The sequence below is a fragment of the Geomicrobium sp. JCM 19037 genome, assembly GCF_000698105.1.
Lineage (GTDB): Bacteria > Bacillota > Bacilli > Bacillales > Marinococcaceae > Geomicrobium_A.
On record NZ_BAWZ01000008.1, the window covers coordinates 24,600 to 39,213 of the forward strand.

Annotated in this window: 16 protein-coding genes and 3 pseudogenes; 9 read left to right on the forward strand and 10 right to left on the reverse strand. The window is 43.4% G+C overall.

Annotated elements, in window-relative coordinates; all coding sequences use genetic code 11:
- Positions 1 to 4: 4 nt before the first annotated feature.
- Positions 5 to 349, reverse strand: a complete 345-nt coding sequence (locus JCM19037_RS22235; protein ID WP_052363610.1) for a YolD-like family protein — start codon at positions 347 to 349, stop codon at positions 5 to 7.
- Between the two features lie 981 nt (positions 350 to 1,330).
- On the opposite strand from JCM19037_RS22235, the gene JCM19037_RS06215 reads away from it, so the two are divergent.
- The gene (locus tag JCM19037_RS06215; protein WP_238544578.1) at positions 1,331 to 1,669 is read left to right on the forward strand and encodes a YxeA family protein; all 339 of its coding nucleotides are present in this window, start codon (positions 1,331 to 1,333) and stop codon (positions 1,667 to 1,669) included.
- 155 nt (positions 1,670 to 1,824) lie between these two features.
- Complete coding sequence (locus JCM19037_RS06220) at positions 1,825 to 2,253, forward strand: DUF4429 domain-containing protein (RefSeq protein ID WP_042399019.1); 429 nt, start codon at positions 1,825 to 1,827, stop codon at positions 2,251 to 2,253.
- Positions 2,254 to 2,295: 42 nt separating this feature from the next.
- Here JCM19037_RS06220 and JCM19037_RS06225 read toward each other — a convergent pair whose 3' ends face one another.
- Positions 2,296 to 3,027 carry a hypothetical protein gene (locus tag JCM19037_RS06225; RefSeq protein WP_042399031.1) on the reverse strand — a complete coding sequence of 244 codons (732 nt, stop codon included), beginning with the start codon at positions 3,025 to 3,027 and terminating at the stop codon, positions 2,296 to 2,298.
- Positions 3,028 to 3,322: 295 nt separating this feature from the next.
- Here JCM19037_RS06225 and JCM19037_RS25575 point away from each other — a divergent pair, with 295 nt between their 5' ends.
- Complete coding sequence (locus JCM19037_RS25575; protein WP_193744677.1) at positions 3,323 to 3,493, forward strand: hypothetical protein; 171 nt, start codon at positions 3,323 to 3,325, stop codon at positions 3,491 to 3,493.
- Positions 3,494 to 3,517: 24 nt separating this feature from the next.
- Here JCM19037_RS25575 and JCM19037_RS06230 read toward each other — a convergent pair whose 3' ends face one another.
- From JCM19037_RS06230 to paaA, 7 genes and pseudogenes are all read right to left on the reverse strand, one after another.
- Complete coding sequence (locus JCM19037_RS06230) at positions 3,518 to 4,300, reverse strand: enoyl-CoA hydratase/isomerase family protein (RefSeq protein WP_042399034.1); 783 nt, start codon at positions 4,298 to 4,300, stop codon at positions 3,518 to 3,520.
- A gap of 4 nt (positions 4,301 to 4,304) precedes the next feature.
- The gene (locus tag JCM19037_RS06235) at positions 4,305 to 5,081 is read right to left on the reverse strand and encodes an enoyl-CoA hydratase-related protein (RefSeq protein WP_042399036.1); all 777 of its coding nucleotides are present in this window, start codon (positions 5,079 to 5,081) and stop codon (positions 4,305 to 4,307) included.
- Positions 5,071 to 5,382: an EthD family reductase gene (locus tag JCM19037_RS06240; protein WP_042399040.1), complete on the reverse strand. Its 312-nt coding sequence runs from the start codon at positions 5,380 to 5,382 to the stop codon at positions 5,071 to 5,073. The genes JCM19037_RS06235 and JCM19037_RS06240 overlap by 11 nt, the downstream gene beginning before the upstream one ends.
- 12 nt (positions 5,383 to 5,394) lie before the next feature.
- Entirely contained in the window at positions 5,395 to 5,883 is a 489-nt protein-coding gene (gene paaD / locus JCM19037_RS06245; RefSeq protein WP_042399043.1) for a 1,2-phenylacetyl-CoA epoxidase subunit PaaD, read from the reverse strand.
- Positions 5,877 to 6,688, reverse strand: a pseudogene (gene paaC, locus JCM19037_RS06250) (1,2-phenylacetyl-CoA epoxidase subunit PaaC). The gene paaD and the pseudogene paaC overlap by 7 nt, the downstream one beginning before the upstream one ends.
- The gene (gene paaB / locus JCM19037_RS06255; protein ID WP_042399044.1) at positions 6,666 to 7,034 is read right to left on the reverse strand and encodes a 1,2-phenylacetyl-CoA epoxidase subunit PaaB; all 369 of its coding nucleotides are present in this window, start codon (positions 7,032 to 7,034) and stop codon (positions 6,666 to 6,668) included. Before paaB ends, paaC begins: the two are co-directional and overlap by 23 nt.
- A pseudogene (gene paaA / locus JCM19037_RS06260) lies at positions 7,034 to 8,012 on the reverse strand (1,2-phenylacetyl-CoA epoxidase subunit PaaA). The gene paaB and the pseudogene paaA overlap by 1 nt, the downstream one beginning before the upstream one ends.
- A gap of 326 nt (positions 8,013 to 8,338) precedes the next feature.
- On the opposite strand from paaA, the gene JCM19037_RS26845 reads away from it, so the two are divergent.
- From JCM19037_RS26845 to JCM19037_RS06285, 6 genes are all read left to right on the forward strand, one after another.
- The gene (locus JCM19037_RS26845; RefSeq protein WP_052363611.1) at positions 8,339 to 8,686 is read left to right on the forward strand and encodes a hypothetical protein; all 348 of its coding nucleotides are present in this window, start codon (positions 8,339 to 8,341) and stop codon (positions 8,684 to 8,686) included.
- On the forward strand, positions 8,649 to 9,389 hold the full coding sequence (locus tag JCM19037_RS06265; RefSeq protein ID WP_052363612.1) for an ABC transporter substrate-binding protein: 741 nt from the start codon (positions 8,649 to 8,651) through the stop codon (positions 9,387 to 9,389). Before JCM19037_RS26845 ends, JCM19037_RS06265 begins: the two co-directional genes overlap by 38 nt.
- A 30-nt stretch (positions 9,390 to 9,419) precedes the next feature.
- Positions 9,420 to 10,436 carry an ABC transporter permease gene (locus JCM19037_RS06270; protein WP_042399045.1) on the forward strand — a complete coding sequence of 339 codons (1,017 nt, stop codon included), beginning with the start codon at positions 9,420 to 9,422 and terminating at the stop codon, positions 10,434 to 10,436.
- The gene (locus JCM19037_RS06275; protein WP_042399046.1) at positions 10,411 to 11,211 is read left to right on the forward strand and encodes an ABC transporter ATP-binding protein; all 801 of its coding nucleotides are present in this window, start codon (positions 10,411 to 10,413) and stop codon (positions 11,209 to 11,211) included. The genes JCM19037_RS06270 and JCM19037_RS06275 overlap by 26 nt, the downstream gene beginning before the upstream one ends.
- A 73-nt stretch (positions 11,212 to 11,284) precedes the next feature.
- Positions 11,285 to 12,148: a phenylacetic acid degradation operon negative regulatory protein PaaX gene (gene paaX, locus JCM19037_RS06280; RefSeq protein ID WP_042399176.1), complete on the forward strand. Its 864-nt coding sequence runs from the start codon at positions 11,285 to 11,287 to the stop codon at positions 12,146 to 12,148.
- Between the two features lie 3 nt (positions 12,149 to 12,151).
- Positions 12,152 to 12,577 carry a PaaI family thioesterase gene (locus JCM19037_RS06285; RefSeq protein WP_042399047.1) on the forward strand — a complete coding sequence of 142 codons (426 nt, stop codon included), beginning with the start codon at positions 12,152 to 12,154 and terminating at the stop codon, positions 12,575 to 12,577.
- Positions 12,578 to 13,424: 847 nt separating this feature from the next.
- Here the strand turns inward: JCM19037_RS06285 and JCM19037_RS29915 are convergent.
- A pseudogene (locus tag JCM19037_RS29915) lies at positions 13,425 to 14,606 on the reverse strand (dihydrolipoamide acetyltransferase family protein).
- Positions 14,607 to 14,614: the final 8 nt, after the last annotated feature.

The window sequence follows — 14,614 nt, forward strand, 5'->3', positions numbered from 1 at the left end:
TAATCTACCTAGCTTTAATATCAGAAATCACATCAAATTTTAAGTAATGCACCTCATCCCCAGCAAGCACATGAAACTGCCGTTGGTCATGATTGACATAATGGCAGTGACCGAGCACCTCGTAAAACAAGCCATCCTGCCAATACTCAAACTTAATCAACTGGTTATGCTCCATGCAGTCATCTAAGATGAGAGCAAACTCTTCCCATTGCTGCTCATCAATTTCTGGTTTATCCACCTTTTTGTGGTCCTTTTGATGATCTAGCCACGCCTCGCGCCACTCAGGTAAGATCATACGCATTGATTCCCAGCGCATGTTTGAGCCGGGCGTTAGTTTGTTGTCTCTCATGATTCACCTCATAGAACATTTGTTCTTATTATATAGGAACGAACGTTCGTGGGCAATGGGTTTTGAGATTGACGCAATATTGACGCAGGATTTTTTCGATCTTGCGTCAACTTTACGTAGTATGACTTTACTCGAATGATTCAATGATGCGATCTATCAGTAAATATTGAACGCTATATAATAGGAAGTAATGTGCTTATACAGCCTTCTAAGCTGTGGGTCGGGAGTTCGAATCTCTCCTGGGACGCCATTTATAATAATTACCAACCCCAAAATGGGGTCGGATCGGGGTCGATAATTTATATCAGCCCTTTTTTTGTGTGTAAATTTATAATTCGAGCAATGTCACCCCGTATCATCTACTCGTGAGGAAAGTTAAAATTATACGAACAATAACGATGTAATTACAGACAGTGACAGCTTTTTCAATAGTACATCAAGTTTAAACCCCGCGCTTGGATCTTTCCACCCTAACGCATTTATTATTTTTTCTCTACATGTAAAAAGGCGGGATAAATCATCATCAAAAGTGATACTACTCGTAAACGCATCTGTGCCTATTTCAGCAGCATTAGGCACGTAGTGTGATGGTGGCTTCGTCGAGGGTGATGATTGTGAGCCGGCGTGCGCAGCATGAGAAACGTAGCTTTTAAACAGCACAGGGAATATGAACGCCCAATGAGAAGTTATTTTTTTGTGCCAATATTCAATGATTTAAAGCTATTTATTTCAATTCAATGCTAATCATGTTAAATCTAATAATCAACTTTATCTATATCGAATCCATAAAGTAGTAAGGAATTCAACGGAATTTTGTTTGTTCAATTTATATGTATTTTCTTTATCCGATGTAAAAAGAGGAACATTTCAGTTTGCCCACTACCTTACAACATCGTAAGCTGACGTAAGATCAATCAATTCAGCATCGTGCGTCAAGGAGGTAAAATGTGTGTTAAAGACATAGGTTCAGGAGGCAATATGATGAGAAAAGCAGTGATTGGCATTAGTGTAGCAGTGATTCTAGGAATTGCTGCATTTATCGGGTTGTATTACTCGTTGAGTGATATGACTAGAGCGAACATCAACCCGTTTATTCAAGAAGAATATTGGTATGTTCAAGTTGATGAAGATGGCATAGTTGCTGAAGATGAGCAAGGAACTGTCTATTATGAGCTACCTGCAATGAATGAAGATGGAGACGAAATGGACATTGAGTTTACAGCGCTCAGTGAATTAAGAGAAGGTGCGTTTATTCAATTAACGATGAAAGAAGGCTTTGTGATGACGTATGAAGAGGTAGGGGAAGAGGACGTTCCTTAAGCGAGTAGTTAAATGTTAAGTATAAATGTATTGCACCATAAAGATTCTCTCAAACGTGTTTACTTGTGGTACACTTTAATCGATTATAACGTGTTTTAGGAGAGGATCTTGATGAGTGAGATTTAAAAGGCAAAGGGACGAATGGCCAACTAGAGTTGCACGAACATAAATTGGTCATTAAGCGAAAAGGGCTAACGAATAAGATGTTACATGGGCTCAAAGGGGATAAAGAAATATCCATTAGAGAGATTACCTCGATTCAATATAAAAAGCCAGGACTCGTTGCCGGCTATATTCAGTTCTCGTTTAGAGGGGGAACTGAGGCACAAGGGGGTGTGTGGCAAGCGGTAAGTGATGAGAATACGATTACGTTTAACCCCGGTCAAAACAAGAATTTCCTAAAAATAAAAGAAGAGATTGAAAAGAGGATCAATGATCTTTACGCCACTCCAACCGTCACTCAGCCTACGAACCAGAACTTGAACGATTATGATGAGATTGAAAGGCTCGCCTCATTGATGGAAAAAGGCTACATTACAGACGAAGAGTTTCAGGCAAAAAAGAAACAGATCTTAGGTCTATAACAATACAATTAAACGAATCCACCATATGGTGGATTCGTTTAATTAAAGGGTTTGTGTGTCTTCAATAAAGTCTTCAAGGTCACGAAGCTCTCTTAGGTCCACAAGATCGTATTCATCTGCAATTAGGATGAGTTGTTCGTAGGCGTTTGCAAGATGCTCGTTTCCGGCTACAACTTGTTCTACGAATGCTTCCTCTACATCTTGAGCAGTGTCGTTGTGGATCTCATCAAAATTGCCGTCTAATGACTCGACTGCTTCGGTATGAAGCTCCATTGCGAGTAAAAATTCATCAGCGTAATACGTCATTTCTGGTGTGCTAAATTCAGCTCGTTCCAGGTTGCGAATCTGGTATGGTACATTGTCCATGTAGCGGTTGTAGTGTACGTCGACTGTTGTTCTTACCTCCATGGCTGTGAAAACGGCACTCAAGTAGTACGGGTGTTCACGCATGTTCTGCGGATTGTCGGGATCGACAATTTGGGACTCTAGTAATGTAATCACATCTTCCTCTAAATCATCTTCTGAAGAGGTGACTTCTATTGCTTCAGGCGAGTCCGTTTGCTCTTCTTCGGGTTCTACATCCTCTTCTTCCGTTGCGGGTTCTACCGCGACGGGTTCATCTTCAGTCGTTTCTTGGTCCTCTTGTTCGTCTACACTTGTATTTTCGTTATCTTCTTCCTCAATCGTGCTAGATAGGATTCCGCACGCAGAAGTGAGTATGAGAATGGAGAATAATCCAACAAATTTCAACGTATGATGCATTCTTATTTTCATCCAGTCACCCTCCTTTTTCTTAACGATACGCAAAAGAAAAAACATCGTCAAACCAAGAAAGAGGGGGAGGTCATGCATAATATAGTTATAAAGCATTAGCAAATAAATGGAACAAGGTATGTACTCTGTTTGGCAATCGTTGTTTCACTCCATAGCACTGGGTCGTAGGACATGAAATCTTCACTAATAACGATATTTAGGTATCTCGGCTTAATTTTTCGTATGTGTGCGTCACTTCATTGATAGCAGATATGGTACAATGCCAACTAGATCTGGAATAAATGAGGTGCGAGACATGAAATGGTTGGACGTATTGTTTCCGCTAGCCGCTGTGTTCTATTTGATTGCGTTTGACTGGCAAGAAACAACGCTTGGCATTTTAGCTGCGATCGCCATTCTCCTTGTGGCGTCACTAGCTGTTACAAATATGATTTTACGAATCACACAGAAAAAGAAGAAAATGTAAAAAAGCAGGGTGCGCCTGCTTTTTTTAGTGTCCCGTAAATGTGGGGGTTCGTTTTTCTTTGAAAGCGTGCAGTCCTTCAACGTGATCATCGGATTGCCCGGCAATCGTTTGTGCGGCCGCTTCTTTTTCTAGCAACACGTCGTAAGATTGATCCATTCCATCGTACATATACCGTTTGATGAGTCCCACTGCTCGTGTTGGTGAATCGGCGAGTCGGCGGGTGAACTGCTCGATCTGCTCCTCCCAATCCGCTTCATCAATACACAATGATGCAAGGTGCAGTCCAACGGCTTCAGTGCCTGAAATTGGGTCGCCTAGAACGGAAATCTCCATCGCTTTTGCATAGCCAACAATTCGTGGTAAGACGGAAAGAAAACCTGCATCTGGAATGAGGCCGATGTTAACAAATGCACTAACGAACTTCGTGCGTGGCTGGACGAGTCGGAAATCAGCGGCTAAAGCAATGCTCATTCCAGCACCGGCAGCGGTTCCGTTGACAGCTGCAACAATCGGTTTTTCGACGGATCGCATCATGTTCAGAAGTGGGTGATAGCTAGACTTCAGGAAATCACCGTACCGTGTCGCCTCCTCAATGCTGTGAAGGTCCTGACCGGCAGAAAATGCTCGACCACTGCCGGTCATCATGATCGTCCGAATTTTTGGATCTTTGTTTGCGTGTTTCAAGGACTTTGTGATTTCTTTTAGCATGATCGGTGTTAATGCATTATAGGCATCCGGTCGGTTTAGACGAATGGTCGCAATATTGTGCTTCTCAGTATAAATAATTTCTTGAAAAGAATCAGTCACGTCACTACACTCCTTTAAACCGTGGCTGGCGTTTTTCTTTGAATGCGTTCATGCCTTCTTTCTGGTCGTCTGTAGCGAACGTGAGGTAAAAGTTCTTTCTTTCAAAAAGCATCCCATCGTGAATGGATTGGTGCTCCGCAGCGAGAACCGACTCCTTTATCGCACGTAGCGCAACGGCAGGTCGTTTTGCAAATGTACGTGCGAATTGAAGCGTTTCTTCATGTAGAATTTCTGAGGCGAATACCACGTTTACAACTCCGTTTTCATACAAGTATCGGGCAGAGATTGGTGTCCCTAGACCGATGATCTCCAACGCTTTTCTTCTACCGAGCGCATGGGTGAGGAGCTGTGTGCCACCAGCACCAGGGAGAACACCGAGGGTGACTTCAGGAAAACCGAACTGGCTGTTCTCTGCAGCAATAATACAGTCACAATGAAGAGCTAATTCAAAGCCTCCTCCAAGAGCCGAGCCGTGGACAGACGCAATCATTGGTTTCTTGATTCTCATGATCCGTTCCCAATCCCGAAACGGATCGGCATATTCCAATGAGACCGGTGATTCATCTTTCATCTCACTAATATCAGCACCTGCGGCAAACATCCGCCCGCTTCCATTTACAATGATGACCGATATTTGTCGGTCGTGATCGAACGCTTCCAGTTGATTGGCGATTTCTTTGACCATTTGCCGGTTGAGGGCATTAAAAACCTCTGGTCGGTCGAGAGTAATGATCCCGATCGACTCCGTTTGTGAAACACGAATATATTCGTTATTGCTCATCGACGTCCTCACCGATCATTAGCGTCACGAGGTTACCGGCGAACCCCATTAAATCTTTGCCTGAAGCTTTGCCTTCGTCACTTTTAAGGCCGGCTTTTAATGATTCGTGAGAATCATAAAACATCTCACAAAGCAAATAAAAATCACTTTCTCCTCCCATCGGGGAGCCAACAATCTTCGTCACTTTCATGTCGAGAAGTCCGGTTATTTCTTTTGTTATCGGTGCATGCGTATTGAAATAATAATCATCAAAGGCTGCTCGGTCTTCGGGCTGTTTATAAAGAGCGATAAGTTTTACCATACGATCATCTCCTTAAGAATGGATAGGTTTCATAGCTTCAAACGGATTTTTACAGTGATGGCAATAGAGGATACTACGACAGGCGGTTGGGCCGAACAAATTATCTACGGACGTAAATAAAGACTCGCAATACGGACAGTTCACCTCCCAATTAAAGTCTTCATCAGGAGTGGTGGGTACAGCAATTCCGTTTTGTCTCAATGATGCGATCCCTGCTTTCGTAATACGTGTTGTTGACCACGGCAAATCGAATGAAAAAGCAACATCAATGCGAGTGAACCCTTGTTGCTGTAAAGCTTGAACCACTTGACGTTCAATGAAATCAAGTGCTGGGCAACCGGTAAAAGTAGGAATCAATCGAACGAAGATTTTCCCTGAGGATGTAACGTCTATTTGGTCAATCATTCCTAAATCAACAATGCTTACACCAGCGAGTTCTGGGTCATCGACGGTCTTTAAAATCTGGTGGACAGTTTCCTTATTCAAACGATTCCCTACCATACCGCATGCTCTTCCAATCGATACACTTCTGAAAGCGTATCGATCGCTTGTTCGAGGTCTTTTGTATGTTCGCCTATTCTACCGCTAAACACTTTCTGCAGCGGTCTATCGGGCACTTGAACGAGTGTTTTACTCAATTCGTGAATCCATTGCTTTTCAATGAGACTTTCTTCTGGCATTAATTGATAGACGATCATCTTCTCTTGTTGGTCACCGAGTTGCAATAGATCGAGGCATTCGTTCCACGCTTCTTGAATGCGAGTATCAAGCTTTTGTTTTGCTGTAGCACTTGATGATTGCAGTTGATTGACCCACATTTTCCAATAAGCGAGATGGTACGTTTGCTCGGCTAACATACGATTGGCTGCATGGGTGAGTGGTACGTAGGAGCAATTTTTGAGCATTTGCAAACGCACTCGTTTAAATGTTTCATAGAAAAATCCGCGAATGACAGCAAGCGCCCAATCATAATAAGGATCTTGGTCGTATACTCCGTCACCGTTCTTTTTCTCCAAGTACGTAGCGTTTCGCCGCTCATTTGCCGATCTTTCATGGGCAAGTTTGTTCTTCGGCCCTTGGCCGAGTTCTTCTAATAATTGATAGAAATAAGCGGCATGACCATCGTGTTTTGGGTGATCGAAGAATACGCAACGTCAGCTTCAATATGGGGTGCAAGTCCGAGCCATTCAGATCCACGAAAAGCGACAATGAAATCATCATCGGCAAGTTGATACAACAATTGAATAACAACGTCCTTATACTCCGCGTTTTTAGCAGCTTCTTCAGCGTTGTGAATGATCGTCATGTGAATTCACCTCTTTCCATGACATGATTTCTTTTTCATCAAGCATTCCTTGTTCTTTCGCTTGCCACTTCTTGCGTAAATAGCCATAAGCTTTTGTTGTTCGATAATCTTTATTATCGATGCGGGTAGTCAACTGCTCCCGTTCTTCGCTCTCTAAACCGTAGATATGTTGTTTTGGTATGACCCAAATGTCAATTACATCTTCGCGTCGCATAAAGTTCTCTTGAGCAAGTAACAGTGCCATTTCAGCATTTGGTGCGACGAGACTAAACTGATATTGAAAAGACTGTTTGTTATTCTTTTTGCTGAATACTTCGAATTCTTGATAGAAAGAAGATTCATCCATTACGACACCTCATCTCGATTGGATAGTGCTTCTCGAACCCAGCGATTATTCTCATAAGCAATTTCTCGCAATGCGAGTCGTTCCTTTGAACGAGGGCCATTATTTGAGATGATTTGTTTAAATTCATTCCAGTCGGGTTGCGCATATATCCAACGTTGCTGCTGTTCATCGTAACGGACAGTAGGGTCAGGGACGGTTAAGCCTAATGAAAATACACGTGGCAAATATTTGTCCAGAAACGCCTGACGTAATTCTTCATTTGAGCTTTTGCGAATCCGATATTTCTTCGTAATTTCTTGTTTTGAAGACCCTGTCGTCGCAGCACTTTCTGGGCCAAAAAACATTAGCAACGACGGCCACCAACGGTTTAGTGAGTCTTGTAACATTTGTTTTTGGTCGTCAGTACCTTCGGCAAGTGCCATAATAATTGATTCTCCGTGTTGAGCATGAAATACTTCTTCTTTGCAAATGCGAAGCAAAGCGCGTTGATAAGGTCCATAAGAGGCATCAAGCATATTTGTTTGCGAAATAATCGCCGCCCCGTCCACGAGCCAGCCAACAATGCCCGCATCTGCACGTGTACGTTGGCATATGAAAAACATTATGAAACTTTAACCGTCCACTAAGCAAATCTTCCATAAGATGTTGTCGGTTTCTTCCGTACGGTTTCATGAGATCTTCGGTGACGCGCAGAAGTAGCTGCCCATGCCCCATTTCATCTTGAACTTTTGCCATAATGGCGAGCTTTCGTTCCAAACTCGGGGCTTTTGGAACCCATTCTTTTTCTGGAAGTGCGCCCATAATCTCACTAATACCATGCATGGAAATTAGCTTAATCAGTGTTGTTCTGTATTCTTCGGGCATCCAGTCGTCAGCTTCAATTTTATCTCCTCGTTCAATCTTCTCCATAAACTGTTCGTATAGAGCCGGGTCGTCGTTTGAAGAATCGGCGATTTGATGTTCCAGAAAATGATACATCACGCACGCTCCTTTTATTACGTTATTTTAACGTTATAATATCATTCTGTTATACGAATCGCAATATCGAAAGTTAGGAAAATTATATCTATTCTTGCGTTTATTTGTAAGATTATTCAAAAAATATGATTGACAGCGAGCGATAATCGATGTAATTTATGTATAACAAAATAAGATCAGCCGTAATGAAAAAGAATGACATCGGTAAATTTTAGCAAGTTAAAGTGTTAATTTGTTGAAGGTTGTGCGATAATACGATAAAAGAAATGAAGAACAGTCTTATATCTTGTTCTTTTTTCGAATATTTTGTTTAAGGGGGATTTCATTTGAAAAAGTATCTACTAGGGTCGGGGTCTTTAGTATTTGCTGCTGCATTATTCATGGCGTGTGATGCAGGGGAGGAGAATGGCGAAACAGAAGAGGCGTCGGGAGATGCTACAGGTGATGAAGAAGTAGAAGACGAAGATGATGCGGGCGAAGAGGCGACATCAGCGAATGGTGAGGCGTTTGATATTGGTGTCGTTCAATATGCTGACCACCCATCTCTTGACGCTGCCACAGATGGATTTAAAGACGCCCTTGATGATGCCGGGTTAGACATTACTTATGATGACCAGAACAAATGGGGATATGAATGTGTTGCAAACGATTGCGGATACGTTTATCGGGAATGATGTGGACCTTATTTTTGCAAATGCAACACCAGCAGCACAAATTATGTCAAGCTCAACTGCGGACATTCCTATTTTATTTACCTCGGTGACCGACCCAGAAGGAGCGCAACTTGTGGATAGTTTGGACTCACCAGGAGGCAACGTTACAGGTACGATGGATTTGCATCCAGATGCCATCTCACAAACGGTCGAACTGATGAGTGAAGAGTTTGATATTGAGACGATTGGAATGATTTACAATGCAGGCGAGCAAAATTCAGAATATCAAGTGAGTATTGCTGAAGAGACTGCCGACGAATTAGGAATGAGTGTACAAACGGCAACTGTTCAAACATCAGCAGACGTGCAAAGTGCAACTGAAAGCCTGATTGGTAATATTGATGCCATTTATATTATTACAGATAATGAAGTCGTTTCTGGACTTGACGCGGTCATTGGTGTGGCAGAGAGCGAAGGCTTACCGCTTTTTGTTGGGGAATTAGATTCTGTTGAGGCTGGAGGTTTAGCAGGTTTCGGGTTTTCATATTATGATATTGGCTACAAAACTGGAGAAATGGCGGCAGACGTACTCGTGAATGGGGAAGACCCAGCCACGTTATCTGTAGAATTCCCACCAGAGCTAGAGCTTGTCTTTAATGAAGGAGCAGCAGAACGCATGGGTCTGGATTGGATGAAGAATGGGAAACCATCGCTGACAACATAATCAACGAGTGAAAAGGTGAGGTGAAACGGCATGTTTACGGCCATTTTTGGCTCACTTGAACTCGGGCTATTATATGGAATTATGGCATTAGGAGTCTATCTGTCATTTCGGGTGTTAAACTTCCCTGATTTGACGGTTGACGGTAGTTTTGTCACGGGAGGTGCGGTAGCTGCCATTCTGATTACGAGTGGGTACTCGCCGATTCTCGCGACTGTAGCGGCCGTCGCCGCCGGATTTCTTGCCGGGACAATTACGGGGACGCTTCATGCCAAAGGCAAGATTAACCCGTTGTTATCCGGCATTCTCATGATGATCGCTTTGTATTCCATCAACTTGCGAATTATGGGGAACAGCCCAAACATTCCGTTGATGCGAGAAGATACAATCATGACGATGTTTGGCAATGCGTGGGCATCACTTCCGTTTGATGGATGGATGGCAAGCTTGTTTGGTGCATTGAATATTGGGTTCCAACCGAGCACGTGGGGGATTTTATTGCTCGCGTTCGTGATCGTCATCTGTGTGAAGCTCTTTACGGATTTCTTTTTAAAGACGGAAGTTGGTCTTGCTGTTAGAGCGACGGGTGATAACCCAAGAATGATTAGCTCTTTATCAGCGAATACAGACCGTTTAAAAATCATCGGGCTTGGGATATCGAATGGATTTGTTGCATTGTCAGGTGCAGTGATTACCCAGTATAGTAGTTTTGTTGATGTGAACATGGGTATTGGGATGATCATTATCGGTCTCGCTTCAGTCATTATTGGAGAATCGATTTTTGGTAAAGGCTCAATTTTCAAAATTACGCTTGCGGTCATCGTTGGTGCGGTTATTTACCGTATTGTCGTGGCATTGGCGCTTAGGGTTGGGTTTTTGGAAACGGGTGATATGAAACTCATTACTGCCGTCATTGTTATCGGAGCGCTCGTTATTCCGAAAATGATTGATGATGGGAAAGAGCGAAGGCGTAAATATAATAAAGCAAGAAAGATTAAACGAGAATACGAAGGGGAGGAGAGCGTTGCTTCAACTAAGTCAGATTTATAAAGTGTTTAATGAAGGCACGATTGATGAGAAAGCAGCGCTGGAACGCGTCTACCTTACACTAGAACCAGGGGATTTTGTGACGGTAATTGGCAGTAACGGTGCGGGGAAATCAACAATGATGAATCTAATAGCCGGTAATTTGACTCCTGATGTAGGCACTGTCAAAATTGATGGCAAAGATGTGACCCGTCAAAAAGAACATGAACGATCGAGGTTAATCGGTCGAGTGTTTCAAGATCCTATGGCGGGGACCGCACCTTCAATGACGATTGAGGAGAATATGGGAATGGCGTATAGCCGGACGCATAAACGTTCATTCTTCTCAATGGGCGTGACGAAAAAACGGAAACTTTTATTTCGAGAGCAACTTGCGACACTAGGTCTCGGGCTTGAAGATCGACTGAACGCGAAAGTTGGCTTTTTATCAGGGGGAGAGCGTCAAGCGTTATCGCTCCTCATGGCCACGTTTACGAACCCGTCAATCTTGCTTTTGGATGAACATACCGCCGCACTTGACCCGTCTCGCGCCAAGTTGATTACCGAGAAGACGAAAGAGATCGTTGCAGGGACAGAGCTGACAACACTTATGGTCACCCACAATATGCAGCAAGCGTTAGATCTAGGCAATCGGCTAATTATGATGGATAAAGGACAGATTATATTTGAAGCTTCAGGCGACCAGAAGAAAGAGCTCACGGTGGAACGGCTGTTACATGAGTTTCAAAAGATTCGTGGCGACCATCTCGCGAATGACCGTGCGGTACTCAGTTCATAAGATAGAATAAGAGAAACGTACTTTCAAAGAAGGGAACGGCGATACTTTGTCTCAAAAAGTCAATGCACGCTCCATGATCTTTACAATCTATGGGGATTACATTCATCACTATGGAGGAAAAGTTTGGGTTGGGACACTCATTCGCCTTTTAGAAGCCTTTGGACATAATGCACAGGCAGTGCGAGCTGCGATATCTAGAATGCAAAAACAAGGGTGGGTGCAAGCCGAAAAAAGAGGCAATCGCAGTTTTTATTCACTTACCACCCAAGGTCAAAAACGGATGCGAGAAGCAGGAAAGCGTATTTTCAATGATGTGGAAAAAGAATGGGACGGAAGATGGCGTATGCTTATTTATTCGATTCCAGAAGACCAACGCAAGCTCCGAGATGAATTACGAAAGGAATTAGGGTGGAGTGGTTTTGGCTCACTGACGCATAGTTGTTGGCTCACACCCCATCGATTAGAAGATCAAGTTCAGCAGCTTTCCAAGCGCTATGGAATTGCAGAATATATCCATTTTTTTACAGGTGATCATCAAACGCCAGAACGCAACGACGAGCTCGTTGAAAAATGTTGGGACCTTGCCGCAGTGAACGAACGTTATCGACAGTTTATTGATGAATACAGTAAGCGGTTCATCATTACGCGAAACGAAATTAAGAACCAAAAGATGAACCGAGAACAATGCTTTGTAGAGCGCACGAAACTTGTCCACGAGTATCGGAAGTTTCTTTTTATAGACCCAGAACTTCCTGAACCGCTGCTCCCAGATTACTGGGTGGGTGATCATGCGTCTTCCCTATTTCATGAATACTATGAAGTGTTAGCCGAGCCAGCGAATGAGTTTTTTGAATCGGTGTACAAGGAAGATAATGATGCCGCAGCCAGTGTGAAGCGTGGCAAAGGATACCGGGAACCTTTGTCTGTAAAGGAGTAATTCATGGAGCCATTTACAATTCGAGATTTCAAACAAGTCGCCAATCACAATCGTCCACCGCCTGCGTGTGATACGCATATGAATGTTATAGTACAACGTGCAGAACATGGGAAATCCACGGGCATCTGGTCGCCAGATGAGCGGTTTGTAAACGGAAATGGGGTTGTTATGGGCGGGTTTTTGTCTGGTGCTACCGATATTCTGATGGCGTATGCACTCGCATCAACACTTGAGGACAACCAAAGCTTTGCAAGTGTAGATCTTCATACAACATTTCACCGTCCCATTTTCCCAGGTAATGTGACAGTAAATGCCGAAGTTGAGAAACTCGGCAAAAAGATGGCTTACGTGACTGGGGAGTTATGGCAAAACGATAAAAAAGCAGCATCAACTGTGTCTTCAATCTTCATCCAAACGAACCAACAGTGAGGGTCGTGAATGTACGAACCCCTCGCTGTTTTTCTGTGTGGGCAGACAGGCATAATAAGTAAAGTGTTGTGGGGAATCTATAATTGGTATATAGCGGCTTTTATCAATTAAGACAACGTCCAAAACGATCTATATAGGGTGATCTTTAAATCTTCCTGATTTGCGTTGTTAGTTTTTACTTTCCGCTACAGGCGAATTCTTGTACTCCAGAGCACAAGTGCAACATCGGTGGTCAGAAATCGCCCACCGTGTTTACTATGCACTCCAGAGCACAAGTGCAACATCGGCGGCCAAGGTGCTGCACTCCAAAATCCAAAACATGCGGTATGTTGAACGTGGAACGGAAGAACTGGTTCCAAAGATCATCGATTGGAATCAGATTCACTCATAAGTGATCGGTTTGCCTCGTTCTAATTCCAATCGATCGACGTCTCGTTCCAAACCTTCGTTTATGGAATCAGATTCAACATATTATAGAAAATGACCAACAATCTAGCCCAAAATCGATGCTCATTGAGTTGCACGCCCTGCCCCAATCTCCGAGTTGAAAACCCAAATCCTAACGGCGCTAGCGCGCCGAATTGAGACCTATTTCGGTTAGGCCCCGCTGGGGCTGACAGGTCGTATGGTGTTCGATTTAATTCAATCTGCGCTCCAGTTGAAACAAACTGCGCGCAAGTTTTACGAAATGAGCGCTAAATTCGCTAAAAAGTGTAAACTTGTTCGCAGAAAATTCAAACTAGCGCACAATGTGAACCACTCTCCCTTGCCCTTTCCCATAGTATTATAAATAGAAAAAGCGAACCCTAGCATCGGCTGAGGTTCACTTTTTTTCATCGTCTCTTCCTTATTTGAGAGAAGTAAGGAGGCGATATGGCTTTTCAAGTAAGCTTTTCATCCGGTTCGTAAACATCACCGCTGTGTAGCCATCGGCAACGCGGTGATCAAAAGAGAGTGACAGGTTAAGCATCGACCTTATGACGATTGTTTTGTTACGCACAACCGGTGTATCTTCGATCTGATGAAGAGCGAGAATGGCGACTTCGGGGTGGTTAATAATCGGTGTTGCATAAACCCTCCGATCGGACCGACATTGCTAATCGTAAATGTGCCTCCTCGTAAGTCGCTCACTTCACACTCGTTGTTTTGCGCTTTCTCGGTAAGTTGTTTCATCTCTTCATGCAGGTGCGGAATGCTTTTTTGTTCGGCGTTCTTTATCACAGGAACAATGAGACCTCATCGGTATGTGTCGCGATTCCACAGTTTATCGTCGGCTCCAGCGTAATTTCCTCTCGTTCTTCATCTAATTTTGAATTAAAGACAGGGAACTCTACTAGGCAATCGATACGGCTTTTAGAAAAAATGCCGTGAGAGAAAGATGAACACCGTCTTCTTTTAATTCATCTTTCACTTCAATTAACGCGCTTACATCAATCCGGTCAAAGTGCGTGACGTGCGGAATCGTGTAAGCGGAAGTTGTCATTTTTTTAGCAATTTGCTTTCTGCGTCCTTTGAAAGGTAGGGTTTCTTTCTTCGTGTGCGTATCCAATAGTGTACGATCGGTTGTTGGATTGTCGCTACTTTGACGTATACGTTCAATATCTTCGTTCGTAATTCGTTTGTTTTTACCCGTTCCTTCAATCGTTTCAATCTCGATGCCATATGAACGAGCAAGTTTGCGTGTGTAAGGAGCTGCTTTTACATTCCTCATTCGAAAAAGACGCGAAGGTGTAGGGGAGGAGAAGCCCTTCTCAGCATTTTGTGTTGGTGAGGGAGAAGGTGTTGTCTTTTTGGAGTGATCCTCAATTACAATAATGGTGGCACCTGTTTGCACGACGTCTCCCTCTGCAACAGGGATGTTAACGACTTTTCCGGCAACCGGTGAAGGCAGATCAGCGGTCACTTTATCAGTCTGGACACTCAACACAGGCTGGTCAGCTAAGACCGAGTCCCCTACTTTTACAAAGACGGTGTCCACAGTACCTTCAGTAATGCCTTCACCGATGTCGGTTAATTTCATTTCAAACATACACACCC